The organism is Bifidobacterium vansinderenii (assembly GCF_002234915.1).
Lineage (GTDB): Bacteria > Actinomycetota > Actinomycetes > Actinomycetales > Bifidobacteriaceae > Galliscardovia > Galliscardovia vansinderenii.
In genome coordinates this window covers 57295-82119 of record NZ_NEWD01000014.1, presented here as the reverse complement: position 1 = coordinate 82119, position 24825 = coordinate 57295, and the positions used below count along the sequence as shown (strand labels likewise).

Genomic DNA, 24825 nt, shown 5'->3' with positions numbered 1-24825 from the left:
CTCACTTTCCCTTGCGCTCAAGCTGATGACGGGCTGCCACCGTCCTCAGCGTGTCCAGCGTCGATTCGCCGATGCTGGACAGATCCTCGTCACGCGCGATCTTCACATACGACCATGCGGCATCATCGTCGCGCGATGCCATGACGTCGTCCGGGCTGCACACCGTATCCACCACGATCACCGTGACGTTGTCCTTGCCGCCGGCGGCAAGCGCTGCTTCCACCAGAGCCTGTACGGCCTCGCGCGGACTGCGGTTGACCGCGGCGATCGCGGCTATCGCATCGTCGTCCAGTTCGGAATGCAGACCGTCGGAACACACGATGAACCGGCCGGGCAGGTCGGCGCGGAAATAGTCCGGGTCAATGCCCTCCGGCGCGCCCACGCACTGGGTGATGAGATTGCGCGGCACCAGCTGATCGGCCAGTTCGGGCAGCATCACACCGGCATCGATCAGCTCCTGACGGCGGGAATGGTCGCGCGTGACCTGCACCATCGACGACGCGCTCCACCCGCCACCCGGCTGGGCGTCAAGATGATAGGTGCGCGAATCGCCGATGTTCACCACATACCACGACGGCATCGCATCGTCGTCGAAGTCCAGCACGCAGGGGAAGCCCGGCCTGCCGGTCGCGGGCATGGAGTCAAGCGTGTCGTCCAACCCGTCAAGGTCAAGCTGGGCGGTGATCACCGCGTCGGACACCTTGACCATGCCGTCCAACGTGTCGTCCGTGTCGTCGATGTCCGTCGGGGAGTCGGCGGAATCATCCCGTACGGTGTGGGTGCGATGCGTCGCCACGCTGCCCATACTGGACAGCACCAGACCGGTGAGCGTGGTGCCCGAGACGCCGCCGAGCTCGCGGCCGAGCTCGCATACGTCACGCTGCGCCTCGTCGATCACCGCGGCGATATCGGCCTTGGAACGCCGGTCGAGGTCGATCAGCGACTCGCAGTGACGGATGGTGCGGGCACTGGCCTCCTGACCGGCCACGCCACCGCCCATGCCGTCGCACACCAGAAACAGTCCGCCGTCCGCAAGACCGCGATCCTGGTTCATGCTGCGTCGGCGACCGATGTCGCAGATCATCGCCGCGTCAAGATACACGTGGGTCATGATGCTCCTTGCCTGTTATGGGTATGGGAAAGATATCGAGGGTCGACGGGGTTGACGAACAGGCCTCTGACCGACAGTCGTGTGGCCAAGGCCCGGCGTCTCGGCATGGATCGCAGCATGCGCTCGAGGATGCGGTCCACGTCCTGCCAGTAGGCTGCCGCGGTATGGTCGTCCGTCTTCTCGCCAGAGAACGCCGCCCGGTCCGCGCGTCGGCTCAGATCGTCCAGCGTCTCGAGGGGCAGATCGAATTGGTCGGCCAGCATATGGCTCTGCTCGCGCCGCGTGCCGGATACCGTAGCGCCGCTCTGCGCGGCGAGCATGCAGATCCACCGCCATCCCTGAGCGATGCGCATGCTTGGCGAGCCGCGGCCGCGTGCCTGACGCAGCAGCAGCGACTTGAACAGCAGGATCGCGCCGACGACAAGCAGTGCTATCCAGAGCGGGCTGCCATACAACGCCACGCGTCCGGCGATAAGACGGAACATGCGCCAGAAGGCCGCCGCGTTCGCATCAGCATCGCTGCCGCCGATGTTCGTCTGCCCCTTGGTCTGATTCTGATCGCGCAGCGGATCCTCGAGCGGCACCGGAGGCTGACGGACCAGCGTCTGCGGGTTCGGGGGAGTGAGGTTCTGATCGTCGTTCGGGATCTTCGTCTCCTTGGGCGTGGGATAGAACGCCACCCAGCCGTAGCCGTCGAGCTTGATCTCCACCCAGGCGGCGATGTCGTTGCCGGTGAAGTCGATGCTCGTGGTGCCGTCGTCCCGCACCGTGGTGCGCGCGTCGGAGATGCCGCCATCCGAGTCCTTGGGAAGGAATCCCATCACCACGCGCGACGGCAGGCCGAGTTCGCGGGCCATGAGCGCCATGGCCGAAGCATACTGTTCGCTGTCTCCCACCATGGCGTCGCCGCCCAGCAGCAGGTCGATACGGTACGCGCCATGACCGGGCAGGGACGGATAGTCGCCCTGCAGACCGTGTGAGAACCAGCCGTTGTCCTTGAGCTTGTCGGCGAGTTTCTGAGCGGCCGCGCCATCCTTCGACTCGCCGCCGGCGAATGACGTGGCGGTGGACTTCACCGATTCGGGCACGTCCTGCGCCTTGGGCTGGTTTACCGCCGCGGCGTCGGCACCGGAGATCTGTCGTGAATTCGGCTGTTCGGCGATCACGCCACGTTCGACATAGGTGAGATTGGCGCTCAGTCCGCCGGACAGCAGCGCCGAATCGGTGCCGGTGTTGTAGTAGAACGACTGCGACAGGGCGTCGGTGCCGAACGAGACCGACGACGCCGAGCCGGCCAGGGGCATCCATACGTCGCCGAGCCCGTTGTGCACGGTGAACGTGGCGGTGAACGACTTGCCCTTCGCGGTGCTCTCGCCGTTGCGATCGCCTCCGATGGTGTCGCCCACGCGACGATAGTCCGAGGATCCGAACGCAGCCGACGAATCGGACAGGTTCCACACCGAGCCGTCGAATCGGTCCATCACCGCCAGACGGACCGGCGTGCCGGCCGGCAGTCCCGTGACGGTGAGCAGCTTGTCGTCCTTGTGGTCCTTCACATAGGAGCGCAGTCCGCTCAACGGGCTCGCATAGTCGTACGGGCTGAGCGGAGGCTCGTAATGGTCGCGCAGCACCTGACGCTGTCCGGTGAGCGCGATCGCCGCGCCACCGGCTCCGGCCGCGGCCAGCACCACGATCAGCGCCGCCGCCAGCAGACGGTTCGCCTCGAGCAGTCGCAGTCGCCAGCTCATCCAGACCAGCATTGCCAGTGCGATCAGCACGCCGACGACGATCGGATGGAAACCCGACGACGTGCCCAGCGCCGCACAGACGGCGAGTTCGACGAGCACGATGACCAGCGACAGCAGTGAGAACAGCGCGTTGGCGGTGAACGCGAACACGCCCGCCAGGAACGTGGACCACAGCACGATGGTCCACAGCGCCATCAGATCACCGCTGCCGGTGCCCACCGCCGGCTCGATGGCGATGATGTACTTGAACGCGCCGAGCGTGGCCGCAGCCCCTTGGGAGAGCGTGTCGAACGTGGGAACTACCCGTGCGACCGTGGTACCGGGCAATGCTATGACCGGACCGACCACGAACTGCGCGACGACGAGGAACAGCAGCTGCCACCACAGACGCAGTGTGGGCGCCAGCCCGGCGAGCGCGCATGCGATGCCGATCAGCGCGGCCGGTACGGCACCAAGGGCCCACGCGGCAGGCGAACCGTAGACGGTGAGCAGATTCAGCGAGGCGGCAAGACTCGCCAGTGTGATGATCACGGCGCTGACGAGCACGGTGCGGTCGGACCGGACGCGCACCGGCATTCGACGGCGGGGCAGTCCCGTTCCCTGGGCAAGGGATCGGGAGACGTGGATGGCGGGGTTGGGGGAGTCCGCCCAGGATCCGGGTGAGGCCGTGCCTCGTACGGTTGCGCCGCGGGCAGCCTTGCGACCATGGCGTGTGACGGGGATCATGACATGGCCTCCATGATCAGCGGCAGGTCGTCGAGATCGCCGACGGTGGCGAGCGTGAACCCGTCGAACCGTCGCAGGGCGCGTTCGGCGCCGGGTTCGACGCGCAGTACCAGACGGGCGGCCGCCTGGGGCATGCTGAGCATCATGCGTTTGATGACGTCGTCCGGCTTGCCCGAACCCACGGTGAAGCAGTAGAGCGATGCGTCGGGGCAATGATCCAGCGCCGACGCGGCAAGATTCGCGTCCTCTCGATCATCCGGCTTGATGGCGCTGCAGGCGTCGAGGAACGCCATGGTGGTGCGTGGGTCGTCGCGGTGGTCGGCGGCTACCGTGCGCAGCGGCCGATGCTGCATCAGACACTGCACGCCGATCGACGCGTGCACGGACACGGCGAGTTCAAACTCGTCACGGCTGGCGTAGTCTTGGGGATTCACGCCGATCGCAAGCACGGTGGTGGTGCGACGGGTGGCCTCGTACTGGCGGATCATGAGCGTGCCGGCTTTGGCCGTGGACAGCCAGTGCACGTTGCGCATGTCGTCGCCGGGCTCGTATTCCCGCAGTCCGTAGAAGTCGAGATCGTCATCCACGATGTCGCCGCTGGGCTGCCCCTCCAGATCGCGCTGGATGCCCGCGTCGAGCGCGTGCAGGTGCACCGTGCGGGGATGGATGTACACGCTGATCCGTTCGGCGATGGTCTTCTCATGGCGGATCAGGCCGAACGGGTCGCCCTTGCGCACGCGCAGCGGCCCCACGGACAGCACCGCACGGGACGCGGCCGTGAACGTCACCCCGGTCTGCTTGCTCTGTCGCGGTGCCAGCGAGGGGATGGGGAACCCCTCATGATCGTCGCCGATCGTGATGTCGCCGTGCGCGTGCGCGGTGACGGACCGTCCGGGATTGCTTACCGTCACGTTCACGTCGACCGTGTCGCCGACGGTGATGCGCCGCGTGGGCACGTCGAGCTGCGCCGAGAATCCGGTGTTGCCCAGCGACATCACGATCGCGACGATGAGCATGATCGTCCACAATACGGCGGCTGCGAGCAGCTCATCCCAGCCGAGGAGCGCATATCCCAGCGTGCAGAGCACGGCGGCGGCGAATATGGTCCAGCCGAGCGGGGACACATAGTCCCTGAGAAAACGTAGGGCGCGCAGCACCGGCGTCGGAGGCCGCAGCTGCGGCAGAGTGATCGGTCGTGCCATGATCGTGCCCTATGCGCCGATGGTGGGGGCGACCACGTCGTCCATCACCGATTCGATTACGCCTTCGGCGGTGTCTCCGGCGAACGTGGCCTCGGGCGTGAGCATCACACGGTGGGCGAGCACGGCCACCGCGAGATCCTTCACATCGGACGGCACCACGTACCCGCGGGAATCGGCCGCCGCCCACACGCGTGCCGAACGGACCAGCGCGAGCGCTCCTCGGATGGACGAGCCGACGGCGAGCTTGTCGTTGTGCCGCGTGGCCTCCACGAGACGGACGACGTATTCGAGAATCGCGTCGTCGACGCGTACGGTCTCCGCGATCCTGCGCATGGCGAGCACGTCGGCCGCGGTCGTGACCGGTCGAATAGTGGCAGCACGGTCACGGATTCCCGCCTCGCGCAGAATGTTCAGGCTGGCGTCGTGACCGGGGTCGCCCAGCGACGTCTTGATCAGGAAACGGTCGAGCTGCGCCTCGGGCAGACGGTAGGTGCCGAGCTGTTCGATCGGGTTCTGCGTGGCGATGACCATGAACGGCTGCGGCACGTCGTGGGTCACGCCGTCGACGGTGACCTTCTGCTCCTCCATGACCTCCAGCAGTGCGGACTGTGTCTTCGGCGAGGCGCGGTTGATCTCGTCGGCGAGCACGGTGGCCGCGAACACCGGGCCGTTGCGGAAGGTGAAGGCACCGGTCTGCTGATCGTAGAAGGTGACGCCCACCACGTCGCCGGGCAGCAGATCGGGGGTGAACTGGATGCGCTTGAACGGCGCGTCGATCGAATTGGCGAGGGCGCGCGCCAGCTGGGTCTTGCCGGTGCCGGGATTGTCCTCGAGCAGAACGTGGCCGCCGGCCATCAGCGCGGTCACGCACCGGCGGATGGTCTCGTCCTTGCCGATGACCGCCTTCGACACGTTGCGCACGATCGCGTTGAACACCTCGCCGAACCGGGCGATGGATGCACTTGACGCCGGTGCGCTCGGCTGCCGGTCATGCCTGATCAGCGGCTGACGCGCCGTCGTCTGCTGTGCCGGCCGCTGGATGAGCGGCTGACTCATCGGCTGCGTGGGAACGGTGTTCCCGGGAACGGCGCGCTGAGATGCCGCGGCATGCGGGGAACGGCCCTGGCCGTGCGGCAACGAGCCCAGCAGCGTTTCGTCGGAGTCCTCGGCCACGCCGGTTCCGCCGGTGCCGGCGCCGGCACCCCTGCCCGGTGTCGCCCGCACGCGGTTCGCGGACACTTGGGTCGCCTCGGTGTCGTCCGAACCGTCCGACGGATCCGACGGGATCGGGGAGAACCCGCGGAATCGTCCCAGACGGGTCACGTCATCATCCATGTTGCTGTCAGCCATGTCGTTCTCCTTCATGAGGACATCGGGAAGCGTACCAGATCGGCTGCCGAGACGCTGCGCACGACGAACCGTCCGTCATCGGTCAGATACGAGGCCGTGGACGCGTTGGGGCGAATGCCGCGGATCGCCTGATCGCCCGAATCGGCGTTCAGCGACGCGTCCTCGCCCTTGAGCGACACCTTCAGCCGCCACTTGGACGGGTCGGCGGAGCCGCCCAGCTGCGTCAGGTCAATCACGGTGCCGTCGGCCGTGGACGCGTTCGGCACGGCCGTGCCGTCCACGCTCAGTTCGATCACCGGCTCCTTGCCATACGTGTTCACCGCCGAACCGTTCGTGTTGCGCACCACCAGATGATTGCGGTCCGAACCGTCCCACTCCAGCCAGAAGCCGTTCATGTCGATCGTGGGCGCCACTTTGTACACGTATCCGGTGGGTTCGCTCGCGGTCACCGTCTCACCGGCGTGACCGTTCAGCGACTGCGTGGCCGTGGCGGTCGGGCAGCTCGTCCACGGGCTCAGGCTCACGGTGAGCGAGCCGTTCGCATCGGTGCTCGTCTTGTCGCCGAACGCCACCGACACGCTGTCGAACAGGCCGTTGGCCTTCCACGTGGCCGTGCACGAACCGCCGTCGGCGCTCACCTGCACGTCGGGACGCGCCACCTCGGTCTGTGGCACGATCGTCTGCGACACCGTGGCGCCATGCGTGCCCTCACGAGACGGCGTGACCGTGACCGACACGGAGACCTCCTTGAAGTATTCGCCCTTGTCGATCGTGAAACTGAACGAGCGTTCCGTGCACGACACCGGGCCTCCGCGGCTGACCGTCACGCTCGCGCAGCCCGCGCCATGATCGTTGATCTCGCCGATCGTGCCGCGGATCGTGTCGCCGGCCTGCTCCAGCGTGAGCGACGGCGGATCGATGTCGCCCCACGGCGTGCCAGGCTGGCCACTCGCCGCCTCGGGGCCGTCGCCGGCACGATTATGCGCCTTCACAGTTGCCGAGAACGCCGAGCCGCCGGCGTTGTTGTCCACGGAGAACGTGGCGGACGTGCCGGTCACGGTCTCCGTCTGCGTGCCGCCGGCGCCGTTGATCGTCACCGTGTACGATTCCGGCGTGCCGCCGTCCGCGCCCGGCGCCGACCAGTTCACCGTCACCGCATGATAGCCGCCGGTCACGCTCACCCCTCCGGGCGCCGCAGGCACGCGATCGGGCGTGGCCCTCACCGTGTTCGACGGCTTGGACCATCCGACCTCGTTACGGGCACGCACGGTGAACGAGTATTCGCGCCCGTTCTCCAGTCTCGTGACCAGACACGTGGTGCTCGTGCCGCACGAGAGGGAACCGCCGTCATAATCCACCTGATACTCCACGATCGGGCTGCCGTTCGCCGAGCCGGGCGTCCACGACAGACTCACCGCGCCATCGGACGGCAGATCGGTGACCGGCGACAGCAGCGGCGCATCCGGCAGTCCCAGCACCGACACCGTGATCGTTGCGCTCACCCTGCGCGACTCGTCGCCGGTTCCGTCCTCGACCGTGACCGTCACACGGTTCGTGGACGCCGGAGCATCCTGCGCCGCGGTGACCGACACCGTGCCGTCCTGCGCGGTCGACGCCGAGACATGCGATCCGTCACTCGACGCGCCCACGATCTTCAACGGCGTATCGGGGAACGGGTTGTACGCATCCTGCAGCACGTTCACCTGCTGCGTCTCGCCGGCCTTGATCTTCACCGCCGCATCGGGCACGCGGGCCAGCGGACGATCCGTCTGCGTCACCCGCAACGTCACACCGGTCTTGACCTGACCGGAACCGTAGTCGATCGTCAGCGGCAGATTCACCGTGGTACCGGGCTTGGCGTCCTTGGGCGCGCTCACCGTCAGCTCGCCGCTCTTCGCCACCGTGGCGCTGACCGGCGTGGACAGGCCCGACGACGAATACGCGTACGACGACGCGTCGGAGCCATCCGGCGCCTTGGTGAACGCGGACAGGGAGATGGTCTTCGCATCCTCGCCGGGCACCACATCCACCGTCGGCGAGGAGAACGTGGGCGCCGGAGCATCCTTGCCCACCACCGTGATCGGCAGGGTCAGCACCGCGGAGTTCACGATCGCCCCCTTGCCCTTGCGGCCATCCACCGCGGTGAACGTGATCGACGCCGGACCCGAATAGTCCTTGGCCGCCGTGAACCGCAGCGTCGTCTCGTTCACATACAGGCTGCCGCCGTCCGACTTGGTGGCGCTCACCGAATCCTTCGACGCGATCAGCGCGGTCTTGCCCGCGCCCACACGCACATGGTCGGCGATGGGAATGTCGATCGACTCGCCGGCGCGCACCGTCAGCTCCGGCGCCTTCGGACGCAGCGTCGGCGGGAACACGCCGTAGGCGGGCACCTGGATGAACGCGGTGGACGTCACGTTGTACCGCGTGTTCGTCACCGTGTACGGCACGGCGCGCGCCGCATCGGTCAGATCCACGGAGATCACCGTCGACGACGAGCCGCCCTTGCGGCGCGCATGATCGGCGGCGCTCGCATCCACGCCTACCTCGAGATCGTCCACGCTGCCGGACGGGTTCGCGATCCAGTCGCGTACGTCCACATCCACGGTGCGCTTGTCCACCGTGGCGCTGGCAGGCACTTTGTAGTCGTAGGCGGTGGGCGGCGAGATCGGCGCGTCGTCGGCCACGGTCACGCTCAGCGTGGCGGTGTCGGTGAGTCCCGCCTTGGTCTTCGCCGTGTACGTCACGTAGGCGGTGCCAGGGGAGTCTGGTGCCGTGAACTCCACCATGTCGTCCTTCACCTTCGCTGATTCCAGACCCTGCGTGCTCAGATGCGCGTCGAGCGTCAGGCTCTCGTCGTCGCCGGAGATGTCGTTGAGCAGCACCGGCACATCCACCTTGGTGCCGGGTCGCACGCTGATCGAGTCGTCGCGGGCGAATACTCCGGAATCGGAACCGCCACGGAACACGCCCACGCGGATCTGCGCCTGCGCACGCTGGCCGGTCCAGTCCTCCACGGCGTACGTGAACGTGTCGGTTCCCGACGAATCCGAATACGCCTCGTAGATCAGGTAGTCGGCCCCCACCTCGGTGATGCGGCCGAGCGAGGGGACGGTGTTGCCCAAGCCGCTCAGCGTGTCGCCGTCGCCGTCCACGTCGATGCCGGTGAGATCGATCGGAATGCGCACCTTGTCGCCGGCCGCCACCTGCGCGGTCACGTCCGCGGGCGTGGGGGCCGGCTTGCCGGCGGCGTCGGAGGCATGCACGGCGATGGTGATCGTGCCGGACGCCGTGTTGCCCAGCGTGTCCCGCACCGTGTACGTGACGGGGAACGATCCCTCCTTGCTCCCCGCCTGATAGCGCACGGTGTCGCCGGAAACGAACACGAGCCCGGAGAACGTCTGCTTGTCGTAGGTCAGATCGGTGTCGAGCGTCACGGTGCCGGTCGCCGTCACATGGTCGAGCACGTCGATCGTCACGATGCCGCCGGTGCGTACCTGGGCGTTGATGTTGCCGGCTTTGGGCGCCGCCGATTGGCTGGTCGACGTGGGTGGCTGCAGGATGATGCGCCCCTCGGAGCTGCCCTGCGCGTTGGCCACGGTGTACGTGACCGCCACCGGCTTGGTCGGGGTCTGCCGCGCGGTCAGATACACGCGTTTGTTGCCCACCAGACCGGCCTTGATGCCGGTGTTCGGGTCCACGCTCACCGACGTGACGGCCAGCACGCCGCCCAGCGGGTCCACGTCATTGCTCAGCGGTTCCACGATCGCGGTGTTGCCGCTGCCGAGCAGCGCTACATCGTTGGTCGCCACCGGCTTGGCGGAGTCCCCGCTCGCCTTGGCCACCTCGATGCGTGCCAGACCGGTGGACTGCTTCGACCCTTGCAGGATGCTGTACGGCACGTAGTAGGTGCCGGGGTTGGCCGCGGTGAACGTGAACGACATGGTTTCGGCATTGGCCGTTGCCGTGGCGCCGTCCGGCTGGGAGATCGAACCGAGCTGCACCGGCTGGGTGGAATTGCCATGCACGTAGGGCTTGAGATCCACCGTGGTGCTCGTTCCCGGCTGGGCCTGTTTGACCACCGGGTCGATCACGGGGGAGAGCGTGTTCGCGGGGCGGATGGAGAAGTATACGGTGCCCGTGCCGGTCTGCTCGCCGTCGGATACGGTCACGTCCACGGCCACACGGCCCGTGGTCTGCGAACCGGTGTTGAACACGAGCTGGCCGTCCGAACGGGTGGAGACCATCACCTGATCCGAATTCGTGGGATTCGCCGACACCAGGGTCATCGGATCGCCGTCGTCGTCGGAGAAGCTCGCCAGCGCGTTCGCGGTGTACGTGGCTCCCTGCTCCACCTGGTATTCGGGCGGCACGTCGGTCTGCGCCGGCGCATGATCGCCGTCGGACGTGAGGTTCAGCGTTACGGTGGCGGAGGACGACTGGCCGTGCCCGTCGGAGATCGAATACGAGAACCGTACGGTGCCCGCGCCTGCCTGCGTGGCGTCGAGCTGCAAGTAGCGTCCGTCGTACACGGGCGCCACGGTCACACCGCCGCCGGGGGACTCCACCTTCTCGATATGCAGCACCGAGCAGTCGGTCTGCTCGTCGTTGCGCAGCACGTCGAGAATCTGCTCGCTGCCGGTGCGGGCGCCGAACGTGTCGTCCACCGCCTTGATCGAGCCCGATGTGGCCGAGCACGTCTGGGCGAAGTCGCGGTGATTGTCGGCGGTGTTCTGATTGTCCCGGCTGGTGGTGGGATTCTCGGACCGGATCTGGTTCCACTGCAGCTTGATCGCATCCGTGGAGTCGTCCGGATTCCACACCTTGCCGTCGGTCACGTCGTTAAGCACCACCAGACGGTGGTTCGTGCGGAACCGCAGCTGCGAGGTGGCGTCCACATCCTTGAGCGTGACGAACTGAGCGGTCCTGCCCGAAGCGTCATCGCCGTTCACGTCGCATACCTTGACGAAGTTGTCCGCGTTCCGGCTCCACGCCGCCCACACGCATCCCCCCGACGAGACGGGACGTGCCGCCTCGCCTTCGCCTCCGGCCGCCAGAGCCGTCGGATCGGCTCCCGGACGGTCGAGGTTCACCAGATACAGTCCGGCGTTCGTGACCGCCGCCACCCAGTTGCCCTGCGCGTCGTCGGTGGGCGGATCCTGCAGCGTCGCCTTGCCGGTGATCGGCAGCGAGGCCTTGCCCTTGGGCGTGATCACCGTGGCGCCGGACGAGGCCACCGGAGTGCCGTTCACCACCGTGAAATCATCGACGTTCAGACGTTTGCCGTCGTTCAGCGACCCCCATTCGCGCGGTGAGACGCCACGGGGATCATCCAATGTCAACACCATCGCGTCGGCGGGACGGTATCCGTAGATCGTTCCGTTATGGTCCACGACAACCTTGCCGCCCGAGCCGAGCTTCATTGCCGGACTGCCGGTCGTGGGGGTCACGGCGTCGACCGAATCGGCGTCTCCGGCCCAGACGTTGCCCGTCTTCGTGTTGAAGAACACGACGGTGGAACCCGACACGATGGTCTGCGTGTCGGAACGAATGTTGGTGCGGCCGTCCACGGCCACGGTGGACGCGGAGATCTGCAACGCGTCCGAATCCTCGGTGAGTACGGTGTCGGATCCCGACTGTCCCACGTCGAAGTTCGCCGCGGACGACGAGACCGACGCGTCGGCCTCCTTGAGACGAACGTTGAATCGAGCGGCCTTCTGATCACTGATCGACGTGACCCACACCGTGCCGTCGTCGAGCTGCACGTGCCGACGTGTGATCGATTCGACGATCACCGCACCCACCACGATGCCGACGATCAGCAGCAGGCCAACGACCGGAGCCAGCCAGCGGTTGCGAAAAAACGGCGCAAGCGGGCTGCGACGCCAAGTCATTCGTGACGTTGAACGCGCGGCGGACCGATGCTCGCGACCCATGGCACCCCCTGTTCCAATGCCGGCCCGACGGCCGGAAACATATGAGCCATGATAGGCCGAACCGTTGGAGGCCGACACCCGTACGCCCCCGTCTGCACACTACCTGCGGACCGCGCACGCAGTGGCCGGTGACTGCGACATCCTCCTGTTCTCACGCACGATGCTCACCTGGATGCACGTCTGATCGTCGGTCACGTTGTCCAAACGTAGCGTGGTGGAATCCGTGAGCGTGGCGTTCGCCTCCTGACTGCCGGCATCGCCGGTGATGCGCGTCCACGAATACCGGTCGCCTGCGCGCGGATCCGGGTTCGTCCACGTGAACGTGACCGACGTGCCGTCATACGATCCGGTCAGATCGGCTGGAGACGGCACAGACTCGCCGGCCGATCCCTCGGATTCGTCGGCGGATGACGAGGAGGACGAAGACGGCGACGGCACGTCACCTCCGGCGACCGACGAGGAGCCGCTACCCGACACGGCGTCGACATTCGGCAGCACCAGCGTGACGAACAGCGCCACCGCCGCGATCACCGCCACCGCCGCGCCGGCCGCAACGATGACACGCCGTCTTCCGAGTCGTTCCGGAGCCGTCTGCGGCAACGCGCCGGACCGACCACCTGGTCTCTCAGGTCCTCCGCCCGGCCGTTGTGTGGCCTCATCGCGGGAACGTCGACCCCCACGATCCTGCGGATACTGCGGCACGTTCTCCACCGTCACCGGAGTCTGATGGCCGTATTCGCGCATCTGCACGCGCTGCATGTCACGGGCGAACTCGAGCGCCGAATAGTACCGGTCATCGGGATCCTTGGCCATCGCCTTGCGCAGCACATCCTCGAACCCCTTGGGCACATCCGGGCGGCGGATGCGCGGCAGCTCACCGTGCACGATCGTGCGGGCCAGCTCGTCGCGGTCATGCACCTCGTATCCGTATTCGAACGGGGAACGACCCACCAGCAACGCGAACAGGGTGGCCGCCAGCGAATAGATGTCGGCGGCCTCGGAGCCGGAGGAGCGGCCGGTCAGCACCTCCGGCGGCGCCCAGGGAACCGAAAAGCCCATCACGCCGGTGGCGTAGATGGTGGCCGAAATGCCGAAGTCCGCCAGCAGCGGCAGACCCTGCGCGGAGATGAGAATGTTGCCCGGCTTCAGATCACGATGGATGATACCCTGCCGGTGCGCGGCATACAGGGCGCTCGCCACGTTGATGCCGCACGACAGCACCTCGTCGACGGACAGCTGCCGACGCTTCATCAGGTCCCGATAGCTGCCGGCGCTCGCATACTCGAGCACCATGTAGCCGCGTCCGTCGGCCGTGATGCCCGCGTTGTAGATGGACACGATGAACGGATGCTCGGAAAGCCGCGCCATGAAATCCGACTCGTCGTGGAAGCGGCGGCGAACGCCGGCGTCCGTGATCGGCCGGTTGCCCACCTTGATCGCCACCTGACGGTTTGGCACGCGCTGCCGGTACAGGAACACGGTGGCCGTACCTCCGGAGCCCAGCGTGCGGATGAAATCATAGCCCTCAAGATCAGGCGGATCGGCGATCATCATGATGGTATGGACCACTACTCCCTGCAATCGAGTGTCATTGTCTGCATCCTACCGCACGGGCTTTGCGCCGGTCTGGGAAGACCGCGACGCCCGGTAAACGTCGATGGCTAGAATGTTCGCTCAGGAATGACTGCAATGACCGCCGAAGGTGATGACGATCATGAGCAATAGAGGAAGGATGCGCGACATGAGATTCTGCACCAATTGCGGTTCGGTGTTGGAGGAGGACGCCAAGTTCTGTACGAACTGCGGAGCCGCGGTGGAGACGCCAAACGACGCGAGCGCCAGTGACACGAGCACTGCGGAGCAGCCGACGCAAACCATGTCCGCGCAGACCATGCCGACGCAGCCGAACTGGGGTACGCCCACGCAGCCGACAGTGCAGCCGGCCGCAGACGCGCCGAAGCCCAAGGGCAAGCCCAACGTTCCGGTCATCGTCGCTGCCGCGGTGCTCGTTCTCGTCCTGTTGGGCGTCGGCATCGCGTACGGCGTGCTCGGTTCCGGTAACAAGGGTGCGGCCTCTCCGGCCACGACGTCGAGCGCCGCCTCGCCGAAATCGACTTCCCCGTCCTCCGCATCGGCGAGCGCCAAAGCGGGCATCACGCTTAACACCGACAAGCTGCAGTCCATTGTCAGCGGGTACTCCGAGACCGAAGCCGCGGTGAGCGTGATCCCCGTGGGGGAGAACGACGAATTCGACTCCAGCCAGGCCAACACCAAGTTCGTGGCCGCGGGCCTGTACCTGCCCGTCTATCTGGCGGCGAAAAGCTCCGGCAACCCGGGGGCCGTCTCCTCGGCGGAGACCATGATGCGCACCATGGACAACGACTCCGGCAATGCTGCGATCTCCGATATCGGCGGTCTGTCTACGCTCAACGGATGGCTGGGCGGCGCCGGATACTCCAACACCGACTTCCAGCGCGCGTTCGGCGACGTGGAGGCATCGAACTCCGGATACGAGAACTACACGTCGGCTGCCGACGCGGCCAAGATGCTCGCCGCCACGGACAATGCCGGCGGCACGAATCTGCTGTCCTATGATCTGGCCAGTGAGGGTGTGACCACGCCCTCCGGCGTCATACTCAACGGACACCGCGGACAGGGCATCAAGAACTCCTACAACTTCTTCATTCTGATGAAGACCGGCAAAACGACCATGGCCGTATCCGTGCTCACCCAGAACCTCGGCAAGGACACCGCGGTGTCGCTGACCAACGACATTCTCGCCGAAGTCGCCTCCGAGGTGAAGTGAACCATGGGCAAACACATCCGCACGCTTCCCACCAAACACCGAACGGCCAGAATCGTCATTGCGGCGCTGGTCACCATCCTCGTCGTGGCCGGACTCGTCTGGGCCGCATCCACGCGGCTGATCGTCGGCGGCACCACGCCAGACACATCGGCCAGCGCCTCATCCGAAACCGAAAAACAACAGCCGACAGGCTCGGCCAGCGCAACGGCAACCCCCAGCGAGAATCCGACCGATGCCGCCAAACAGGCCAAGCAAACGCAGCTCGATACGCTGAAAGGCACCCTCGAACAGCAGCTTGGCGGCTACTCCGGCACCTGGTCCCTCTACGTGGAGGACATGACCACCGGGGCGTCCATCTCGATCAACGACCACAGGCAGCCCAGCGCATCGGTGATCAAACTGTACGTGATGCTCGCCGTCTACGATCAGATCGCGCAGGGCAAGCTCACCGAAACGGCCGACATCGACACCCTGCTCACGCAGATGATCACCGTGAGCTCGAATCAGGCCACCAACACCCTGGTGACAACCTTGGGTGGCGACGACGCGCAGGCCGGATTCACGATCGTCAACGACACGGCCAAGGCCAACGGGTTCACCGAAACCGCGATGAACGATCTGCTCTACGATTCGGGCACGCATGACTCCAGCCTCAAGCAGACCTCGGTGAACGACGCCGGCGCCTTCATGGCCAAGGTATACCGAGGCCAGCTGGTCTCCGCCGACGTCAGCGCGAAGATGCTCGACCTGCTGCTCGGTCAGACCCGTCGCACCAAGATCCCCGCCGGCGTGCCCGACGGCACCAAGGTGGCCAACAAGACCGGCGAGATCCCCGGAACCGAAAACGATGCGGCGATCGTATACGGCACCAAGGGCGACTATGTGATCACCGTGATGAGCGAGGACGTGGACAACTCCACGGCGCAGGCCAACATCCGCGCCATCTCCGGCACGGTCTGGGACGCCATGAACCAGTAAGATCCCAAGGTCCGGCGCGGCCCTCCGGCATGCGATGCCGACACGGCGCCGCGCCGGTTGCAGAAAACCGCCACCCTTCCCCAACACGGATAGGATGGGTGGCATGACGAAGAAACGCGCGCCGTACGAGGCAATGACGATCGACCAGGCGTTCGAGCAGGCCCAGCATCTCCTGGAGGGCCGGGCGCTTCCCTACGGAATCGGGGAATCCGATGCGGACGCCCGGTTCACCCGCACCCTGCTGGTGGCGGGACCGCCACGGTCGGGCAAAACCGAGTTCGCGCTAAAGGTACTGTACGGCGGCAAAACAGGGACGGCGGACAAGACCGCCTACGACGAAGCCACATCGGCGGGCGCGGTAATGATCGTGTCCAACCGAACCGTCGCCGACGACCTGAGCCTGCGAGTGATCCACGACGTTGGCCAGACCGCGCTCGCCCGACCCGTGACCACGCTCGCCGCACTGGCGTTCCGCATCATCTCCACCATGCGGGGACGCGACGGCCTGCCCCTGCCCAAACTGCTCAACGGTGCCGAGCAGGATGCCATCCTGCGATCCGTGCTGGCCTCCCATGTGGCCCACGTGCGGGCCGGTGACCAGTGCGATACCTGCCGATTGCTCGCCGCATATTTCGCCTCCTCGAACTGGACCGGACTGGTGTCCTCGCAGGACGGGACGGACGCGAACACCCTTGGGAACAGCGCCGACGACACGCGAGACGCATCGACCGACGAACTGTTCGAGCGCGGCATCAGCGACGTGTTCATCACTCAGCTGCGCGACATGCTCGCCCGTATGAACGAACTCGGAGCATCCTCCGCCAAGGAGGACGCCATCATCGCCACACTGGCCGACGCCACCGACGACGCCGGCATTCGCGGCGAACGTCTGGCCGCGCAATGGCGGGCCGCGTTCGCCCTGCGCCGCGAATACGTCGCAGCCATCAACCACACCTATCCCGACGAATACCGACTGGACGCGTCCCGACTGCTCGTGGAGGGCACCGAAGCCGTTCGACGGGCGTTGAGCGAGGGGCTGCCGCCGGCAGACGCCGCCATACCCCGCGTGGTGATCGTCGACGACGCACAGGACGTGACGCTCGCCGGCATGGCGTTCCTACAGGCGATCGAACAGTCGGGCAGCAATCTGGTCTTGATTGGCAACCCCGACGAAGCGGTGCAGGGCTTCCGTGGCTCATACCCCGAATTCCTGTTCCTCCGTGCAACGCAGCAGCCGCTCGCCCCCGATGCGCTCGCCGAAAACACGTCGGACGATGCGGCGGGTATGGTGAACGACCGCAATCTAGGTCGTCTCGGCGCATTCGCAATACGACTCATCCCGGAAGGGCCTGTCCTCGAGGAAGTCGAAGAGCCCCATGCGCGCGTTCGCGCCGACGTATGGAATGCTCCCGACGCATGTTCCTACTCCTACCGTGATCTGGTGGCCGCCCGCACATCGCTGGGCATCCTGTCACTGGAACCGACGTCGATTCCCCTTCCTGAGCGACTGGGCAAGATGCCGCAATGGCCGGGAGCCTCGCCGATATCATCCCTGACCGGCCGCGACGGCGAAACCTCCCCGGCGGTTCCGGCCGAATCTCCCGACGGGAGCGTAGGCGCCGCGTTGTACCACAGCACCGGCGAGGAACTCGACGACGTGGCGTGGCGCATACTGCACGCCCATACGATCGGCCACAGGTCGTGGAACGATATGGCCGTGATCGCCCACGACAACAGCACCGTGCGCGCATTCGGCGAACGGCTGCGTCGCGAAGGCGTTCCGGTGCACTACTCGTCGGTCACGAAACCACTCAAGGAGGAGCCGTTCGTTCAGGGCCTGTTCGCCATCATCGAACTGGCACTGCTACGCGAACAGGGCATCGACACCACCACGATGAACGCTCGTGCACTCGCCGTATTCGTGCGTTCCCGCATGCGTATGCTGCTCGGCAGTCCTCTGGTGAGCGTGACCACGGCCGGCGGCGCCGCACATCCGCTGCGCGTGTCTGCGATCAATGCCGCCATGAATTCACTGGAATCACTTTCGCGCGTACTGTCGCAGAACGATCGGTCCGATGTCGGAACGGCAGCGGAATCCTCCGGAGCGGATCGTGCGCTATTGCACGCGATGATGGACGATTGGGCCGATTTGCGTGACCGTCTGCTCGACGGTGAGCGTCGCCGTGACGGTGACGCCATCAGCGTGGATGATTCCCTGATGGGCGGGGGATCATCCGAAGACACCGGTTCCATGGGATTCGGCACGGATGCCATGAACCTGCTGCTGGCCGAGGGCGGCGAGCCCTCCGAACGGGTGATTCAGGCGATTCATTCGGTGCTTGGCTCTCGCGATGCGAAACAGGAGAAGACGAATCAGAACGGTTCGGATGCGGCCGCGGGCGCTGACAGCGGAAAACCGCGTGCAAAGCGGGCGTGGACCGACCCGGAGGCCGCAGCGTTTGAACGGGCCTGGGCGATGATCGACGTTGTGGTCGAAAAGCTGCGGTCCATGCCGCTGAAAGAGTCCCGCTATGTGCTGTGGGAGGCATGGCAGGCGGCCGGCGTGGCCGAACGATGGCAGCGTCAGGCGTTGCGTGATGATGCCGATGGCCGTGCTGCCAACGACCGGCTCGACACCGCCATGCGACTGTTCCAGTTCGCCGAGTCCAGCGGCGCGCAGCACGATGTGACGGCGTTCGTGGAACAGGTGCGTGCCATGGAGCTCGAGGCGGATTCGCTGGCCCATGTCCGACCGGTGGAAGAGGCGGTGACGCTCACCACGCCGGCCGGCGCGATCGGACACAGTTGGCCTCTGGTGTGGATGCCCGCCGTGCAACAGGGCGTGTGGCCGAATCTGGCGGCGCGCAACACCATGTTCGGCGTCGACGATCTGGCCGATGTGATGCTGCACGGACGGCTCGCATCCTCGCTCGCCGGAACCGGGGCCGGCGATGTGGCGCCGACGCGTTCCGAACGGGTGGCATCGGTGCTGTATGGCGAGAAGCGAAGCTTCCTCATGGCGATCACCAGAGCCGAATCACGAGTGCAGGTGAGCGCGGTATCGGACGACGATCATGTACCGTCCGACTTCCTGTACGGATTCATGCCTGAACTGTTCGTGCGCAAGGATCCGGAGAACAAGGACGTGCCGTTCACCCACTACACCGAGGTGGGGCAGTCGGAACGCTACCACGGTCTGGAGCTCAGTGTTCGCGGCATCGTGACCGAGGCCAGGGCCATACTCGCCGCCGGAAGGGATATCGTCGGAGACAAGGCCTTCCGCGACGCTGCGGATACGCTGCGGTATCTGAGCGATCAGGGAGTCGCGTACGCCGATCCGAGGAACTGGCCGTTCGTGGATGCCGCGTATGCCGACGGCGCCCGTGACGACGATCTGCCCGACGACGCCGTGATTTTCGACACCAAGGCACTGCCCGATGGGCTGTCGAAACAGGAACGGAATCAGGTGGATGAACAGACGGCATCGGACGGAGACAAGACGGCCGGTCCCATGGTCCGACTCTCCCCGTCCGCCGTCGACGGCATCTGGAACTGCCCGGTGTGCTGGCTGATGGACAACCAGTTCGTCGGACCACGCCCGTCGAGCGTGGCCACGAGCTTCGGCACCATCATCCACGCCGTGGCCGAACGTGCCAGCGCCGAAGGACTGGATCTGCCGGATGGACAGCCGGGAGCGACGCCAGAGGAGAAGACCGCCGCGATCACCGACCGCATGCTCGACATCTACGCCGAACTGCGGGTGGATCCCGAGGACATCCCGTCCGTGGCCGAACGATACGACGCCATGTATAAGGACCGTTCCGCCGGCACGCTGCTGCGCCACATCGCCGAATACTTCGTGGACAGCGCCACGGCCATGGGAGGACCGGGCGCCGCCGGCACGTACGGACGTCAGGGAAGCAAGACGTCGCCCGTTCCGGTCGGTGCCATCGAATCCGCGACATGCGAGAAGCCGTTCCTCGCCCGGTTCGATCTGAACTGGATCCTGACCGCATACAACGCCACACCGGGCGTCAAGCAGGTGGGGCTCGACGACTTCTACGGCATGCTCGGCGCGTTGGTCGGCGGCTGGCCGGAAGGCATGAGCAAGAATCTGCAGGTATGCATCTCGGGCCGTATGGACCGCGAGGAGACGCGCGTGATGGACGACGGCACCCGGCAGCTGCGACTCATCGACTACAAGACCGGCAAGTCACGAAGTGCCAAACAGAACTTCAGCGACCTGCAACTGGTGTGCTACCAGCTGGGCGAGCAGTTCGACGAACAGCTGCTGAGAACCGTGAACGCGGGCAGCGGTACGGACGGGAAGCCGCGAAAGCTCCCCAGGATTCCGTTCATCGGCCAGTCCGGACTGTTCTTCGTTAAGGACAAGGCATCGCCCTCATACAATCGCGTGGCCGAATCCTGCCATCAGCCGGCCCTGTTCCGCAACGGGCACATCAACGATCAGCCGTTCACACCGCGCTACTACGCGTCGTCGATCGGCAAACTGTTCGACGAGCCTGTCCTGCCGACCGTGCCGCCGTCGGGCGTAAGCGACACCGCATGGAAGATCCTGCTCGACATGCGTGGCACGCAGACCATATGGGCGTTGACCATGATCGCACGCGTGCTGTATGCGGCCGGAGCCGTGCAGTCGACGAGACTGTTTGCCGACCCTGATGACGAACACGTCAAGCATTGCTGGCACAAGGACGCCTGCCCCGCCTGTGCCGACGACATCACATCCGTATTGGAGGTCCGATAATGGCAGCGACTTTCGAACAGGCGGCGGTCATCGACGCCCCGGTGAATGACGACATCCTGGTGGTGGCCGGTGCCGGCTCGGGCAAGACCTACACGATGACGAACCGCATCATCGGCCTGATCAACCGGGGAGTGCCGGCCGAGCGTATTCTCGGACTCACCTTCACTCGCAAGGCGGCGTCCGAACTGCTCGACCGCGTGTCCGGTGCCGTGTCCAAGGCCATGAATGGCGACGGCACGGAAGCGGGCGGCGTCGGAGGAACGACGGCTGATCCGGATCGGGCGTTCCTCAAGCCGGAGATCTTCACCTACGATGCGTTTTTCCAATCGATCGTGCGCCAGTACGGTCTGCTCGTCGGCATGGATCAGAACACGCAGCCGTTGAGTGAGGCGGGAGCCTACCAGCTGGCCTCCGACGTGGTCGGCAGGCACATGGCGATGCTGTTTTCGGGCACCGATGCGGACGTTGACGCCCTAGGCGGCGGTGATGCCGCATCGTCCGGCACGGGCGACGATTCCGAGGACATGGGACAATTCCCCACACTCACCGCACGGCTCATGGATCTGTCGCACGCCATCGCGAGCTCCATGATCGGCGGCGATGTGCTGACCTTCCACGACGCCGTGGATCGTATCCGCCGATGGGATTCCGCGTTCATCGCACGGTTGGACTCGCTCATCGGGGACGAGCCGATTCCCGAGAAGGAGCCGAGCCCGAAGAAGCCGCCGAAGCGCACGAAGAAGGACACCGACGACTCCTTCGCCGAAAAACTGGCCGCATACGCCAAGACGATGACCGACATCGAGCATGAACGCGGCTTGTACCGCGCCGATGCGTTACGAACCGTGACCCGTCGTCGTGAACTGCTGCTCACGCTGGCCGAGGAGTTCCAGGACGCCAAGCGGCGCGCCGGTATGGCGGAGTTCAGCGACTTCACCATCGCCGCGTTCCAGCTCATCCGCCGATTCCCCTCGATCGGCGAGGAATACCGGCGTCGCTACTCGCACGTGTTCCTGGACGAATACCAGGACACCTCCACCACTCAGGCCACGCTGCTTGCCGCACTGTTTCACACGGGCGGCAAGGGCGGTACCCCCACGGCCGTCAACGCGGTGGGCGATCCGTTCCAGTCGATCTACGCGTGGCGTGGCGCCAGCCCCGGTGCGTTCCGCATGTTCCAACGTGATTTCGGCATGGACACCTTGCGCAAGCCGTACGCGCTGACCTTCACCCGGCGCAATCCGCGCATCGTGCTCGAGGCCGCCAACGATCTGACCATACCGCTGCGCGACACGCCGCGACGACCGAGCAGTTCGCTGATGCGCGAGGTGGACGTGGACGTGCTCAACCCGTGGATCGCGGAAGGCGGCGTCACCTCTCCGCTGGGCACGATCGGTGTGCAAGGGTACGTGACGCGCGGTCAGGAGATCGACGCCGTGGTCCGCTTCGCCGGAAAGGCGAAGGAGTTGTACGGCAGGGACAAGGAGGGCAATCCCGTTCCCGGTACGCATACCGCGGTCCTGTTCCGCTCCAAGAAGTCGATTCCCGACTATCGCGAGGCCTTGGAGAATGCGGGACTCACCTGCGAGGTGGTGGGCTATTCCGCACTGCTGGACCGTCCGGAGGTCAAGGACCTGCTTGCCCTGCTGCATGCGGTGGCCGATCACACGGACACCGGCTCGCTGATGCGGCTCATGGCCACGCCCCGCTTCTCCATCGACGCCGACGACCTCAAGACCGTGGCCGGACTCGCCGACGAAGCGAACACCGAATACCGGTATCGGGCACTTGTCACCGCGGGATTCGCCACCGGGGACGAGCCGAAGCGCGAATGGGCCAGTATTGTCAAACGGCATCGCGACATCGTGCCCAACGGAGTGTTCCTCGCCGACCTGCTGCTTGACTCCGGATTCAAACGGAAGCTCGACGGGTCGGCGGTTTCGCCGCGTGGTCGTCGACTGTTCTTCGCCGTGGCATCCATGCTGCGCGTCATGGAATCCAGCATGCACCTGCCGTTGCCCGACGTGCTGCGCATCGCCGTGGAACAGCTTGGACTCGACATCGACTGCGTGGTGGCCCAGGCCATCGCCGGCCGTGACGGCGAACATGCCCCCACCGCGGCGCGCGCGTCGCTCGACGCCATCGCCGACCTGTCCGACACGTATCTGCAGGAGCTGCCGGCAGCTGTCGCGCCGTCGCTGCGCGGATTCATCGCCTGGGTGGACGCGTTGAGCAAGATCCCCGAAACCGGCTCCGGACAGAGCTCCGGCACCGCCGACGTGACGTTGATGACCATTCATCAGGCCAAGGGCCTCGAATGGGATGCCGTCGCCGTGGTGGGCATGACCAATAAGGGATTCCCCAGCAACCAGGGAGACCACCTCAATGTGAAGGCCGATGGCGATCACCTCGGCGGTGTGGATGCGGACGGCGGCTGGACGCCGCCGGAATACCACGAGACCGCGGGAACATGGCTGACCGATCTGACCGCGGTGCCGGTGCCGGTCCGCGTGGATTCGGCCATCCTGCCACGATTCCCGCACGATGCGGATGTGGACGGCGACCCGGTGGCACAGCTCGACGTGCTCGACACCGTGGAACGTGTGGATGCAGAGGTGTACGCCGATGATTCGGCATCCGACGGCGAGCGCTTCCTCAGCCAGAGGGAGGAATACGGTCGCCGGCTGCATGCCGACGAACGGCGACTCATGTATGTGGCGCTCACCCGCGCCAAGCAGGCCGCGCTGCTCACCTTCAGCGTGGAATCCAACCTGTCGCGCATGCCTTCCATGGACACGCCGATCGACGACGAAACCATGGAGAAGAAGGCGTCGAACTTCTGGATGGAGGTGCATGAGGCGCTCGCTGGACGAGACGATGCGGTGATGGCTCCGACGGGGCTGCCGGATCGGGAGGATTGCAGGCCGGACGGTCTGCTGCGCCCGCTGTACGGATTCTTTGCGGGCGATCACGCCGAGGATTACGAGAACGCCGTGGTCGGCGCCGCATGGCTCGAGCCGCCCGCCGAAGCCGAGGACGAGCACGTGCCATGGCCGAGGCCGTTGGAGGACCGCGTGGCCGCCGCCGTCAGACGTAGCGTGGATGCGGTGCGGAACGTGGATGACGGTACCGGCGGTGCCGATGGTGCCGGCAGTGCCGGCAGCACCGTCCAGACGACCGTCGATCGATCTGATGCGAAGGATCCCAACGGGAACGTCGTACCTCGGACCTTGCTCGGGTACGCGCACAAGGTGATGGAGGCGCGTGCCGATTCGGCGATCAGTCCCGACGACATATCCTCGCTCGAGAAGCAGGGCGAACGCATCCTTGCCGCCGGACGACAGAACGTGACCGCCATCCAGACGCGTATGACGCTCATGGACGACAACGCGAACGGCAGTGGAACCGGCGAAGCCGGCGCCAGGGTTCGGAAAGAGCTTGACCGTAAACGCTACCGGATGTGGGCCGGTATCATCCGCCCGATTCCGCGCAGTTCCTCGCCGGCCGCCGAGGCGGGCACCCGATTCCACGACTGGGCTGCACGGTTCATCTGCCCGCAGGGCGACGGCATGATCCAGACCGCCGAATCGATCGCCATGCTGCCGCAGGATATGCGCGCGTCCATGCTCGCCAATCTCACGGAGCGGGATCAGATGCTTGCCGACGGACAGTTGGATGCCCGGGACCGTCATCTGCTCATCTGGCAGCATCGACTGGTTGATTCACGATGGGCCGGTCGTGCCGCGGTGTGCGTGGAACAGTCGATCGCGGCGAACATCGACGGGCATATCATCAACGGCAAACTCGACGCCGTGTTCTCCGGCGGGCTCGACGACCCGTCCGATGCAGGCCGCTTCACCGTGGTGGATTGGAAGACCGGCCGCAAACCGGTCAACACGCAGGACATCGAAGTGAAACTTGCCCAACTTGACCTGTATCGGTTACTGTGGTCCCGCATCAAGGAAGTACCGCTGGAACGCATCGACGCCACGTTGTACTACCTCAGCGTCGACGACGAATCGGAACGCGAACTGTATGCCCTTCCCAAGAGCGAGGACGAGATTCTCGCCCGTGTGCGCAAGGGCTTGCCCACGCAATCCGACAACGACTGACGCACGCATGCCGCGGAAGCCAAGCCGCCCGGCATTCGTCTTCTCATAGGTCTTTCGAGATCCATGCGAGCGGCCGGAACCCTTGCTC

10 protein-coding genes are annotated in these 24825 nt (G+C 65.7%); 4 read left to right on the top strand and 6 right to left on the bottom strand.

Annotation, left to right across the window (positions count from 1 at the left end):
- Nucleotide 1: 1 nt before the first annotated feature.
- The 6 genes from Tam10B_RS06065 to Tam10B_RS06040 form a co-directional block, all read right to left on the bottom strand.
- The gene (locus Tam10B_RS06065) at nucleotides 2-1111 is read right to left on the bottom strand and encodes a PP2C family protein-serine/threonine phosphatase (protein WP_093960359.1); all 1110 of its coding nucleotides are present in this window, start codon (nucleotides 1109-1111) and stop codon (nucleotides 2-4) included.
- The gene (locus tag Tam10B_RS06060; RefSeq protein ID WP_093960358.1) at nucleotides 1108-3585 is read right to left on the bottom strand and encodes a transglutaminase-like domain-containing protein; all 2478 of its coding nucleotides are present in this window, start codon (nucleotides 3583-3585) and stop codon (nucleotides 1108-1110) included. Before Tam10B_RS06060 ends, Tam10B_RS06065 begins: the two co-directional genes overlap by 4 nt.
- A complete protein-coding gene (locus Tam10B_RS06055; RefSeq protein WP_093960357.1) occupies nucleotides 3582-4787 on the bottom strand; it encodes a DUF58 domain-containing protein in 1206 nt (401 codons plus the stop codon). The genes Tam10B_RS06060 and Tam10B_RS06055 overlap by 4 nt, the downstream gene beginning before the upstream one ends.
- A gap of 9 nt (nucleotides 4788-4796) precedes the next feature.
- A complete protein-coding gene (locus Tam10B_RS06050; RefSeq protein WP_093960356.1) occupies nucleotides 4797-6137 on the bottom strand; it encodes an AAA family ATPase in 1341 nt (446 codons plus the stop codon).
- A gap of 11 nt (nucleotides 6138-6148) precedes the next feature.
- A complete protein-coding gene (locus Tam10B_RS06045) occupies nucleotides 6149-12031 on the bottom strand; it encodes an Ig-like domain-containing protein (RefSeq protein WP_158214146.1) in 5883 nt (1960 codons plus the stop codon).
- 141 nt (nucleotides 12032-12172) lie between these two features.
- Nucleotides 12173-13642 (bottom strand): serine/threonine-protein kinase, encoded by a 1470-nt coding sequence (locus Tam10B_RS06040; protein ID WP_233133621.1) that lies wholly within the window; start codon nucleotides 13640-13642, stop codon nucleotides 12173-12175.
- Between the two features lie 172 nt (nucleotides 13643-13814).
- Between Tam10B_RS06040 and Tam10B_RS06035 the strand changes: the two genes are divergently transcribed.
- From Tam10B_RS06035 to Tam10B_RS06020, 4 genes are all read left to right on the top strand, one after another.
- A complete protein-coding gene (locus tag Tam10B_RS06035; protein WP_158214145.1) occupies nucleotides 13815-14879 on the top strand; it encodes a zinc ribbon domain-containing protein in 1065 nt (354 codons plus the stop codon).
- A 3-nt stretch (nucleotides 14880-14882) separates the two neighbouring features.
- Nucleotides 14883-15857, top strand: coding sequence for a serine hydrolase (locus Tam10B_RS06030; RefSeq protein ID WP_093960353.1), 975 nt, complete (start codon nucleotides 14883-14885; stop codon nucleotides 15855-15857).
- A gap of 103 nt (nucleotides 15858-15960) precedes the next feature.
- On the top strand, nucleotides 15961-20625 hold the full coding sequence (locus Tam10B_RS06025) for a PD-(D/E)XK nuclease family protein (RefSeq protein WP_233133620.1): 4665 nt from the start codon (nucleotides 15961-15963) through the stop codon (nucleotides 20623-20625).
- The gene (locus Tam10B_RS06020; protein ID WP_093960352.1) at nucleotides 20625-24737 is read left to right on the top strand and encodes a UvrD-helicase domain-containing protein; all 4113 of its coding nucleotides are present in this window, start codon (nucleotides 20625-20627) and stop codon (nucleotides 24735-24737) included. Before Tam10B_RS06025 ends, Tam10B_RS06020 begins: the two co-directional genes overlap by 1 nt.
- Nucleotides 24738-24825: the final 88 nt, after the last annotated feature.

Excerpts from the sequence above, each read along its gene's own strand:
- Tam10B_RS06065 (WP_093960359.1), bottom strand. The coding sequence starts at position 1,111 with ATGACCCACGTGTATCTTGACGCGGCGATGATCTGCGACATCGGTCGC.
- Tam10B_RS06060 (WP_093960358.1), bottom strand. The coding sequence starts at position 3,585 with ATGATCCCCGTCACACGCCATGGTCGCAAGGCTGCCCGCGGCGCAACC.
- Tam10B_RS06055 (WP_093960357.1), bottom strand. The coding sequence starts at position 4,787 with ATGGCACGACCGATCACTCTGCCGCAGCTGCGGCCTCCGACGCCGGTG.
- Tam10B_RS06050 (WP_093960356.1), bottom strand. The coding sequence starts at position 6,137 with ATGGCTGACAGCAACATGGATGATGACGTGACCCGTCTGGGACGATTC.
- Tam10B_RS06045 (WP_158214146.1), bottom strand. The coding sequence starts at position 12,031 with ATGACTTGGCGTCGCAGCCCGCTTGCGCCGTTTTTTCGCAACCGCTGG.
- Tam10B_RS06035 (WP_158214145.1), top strand. The coding sequence starts at position 13,815 with ATGAGATTCTGCACCAATTGCGGTTCGGTGTTGGAGGAGGACGCCAAG.
- Tam10B_RS06030 (WP_093960353.1), top strand. The coding sequence starts at position 14,883 with ATGGGCAAACACATCCGCACGCTTCCCACCAAACACCGAACGGCCAGA.
- Tam10B_RS06025 (WP_233133620.1), top strand. The coding sequence starts at position 15,961 with ATGACGAAGAAACGCGCGCCGTACGAGGCAATGACGATCGACCAGGCG.
- Tam10B_RS06020 (WP_093960352.1), top strand. The coding sequence starts at position 20,625 with ATGGCAGCGACTTTCGAACAGGCGGCGGTCATCGACGCCCCGGTGAAT.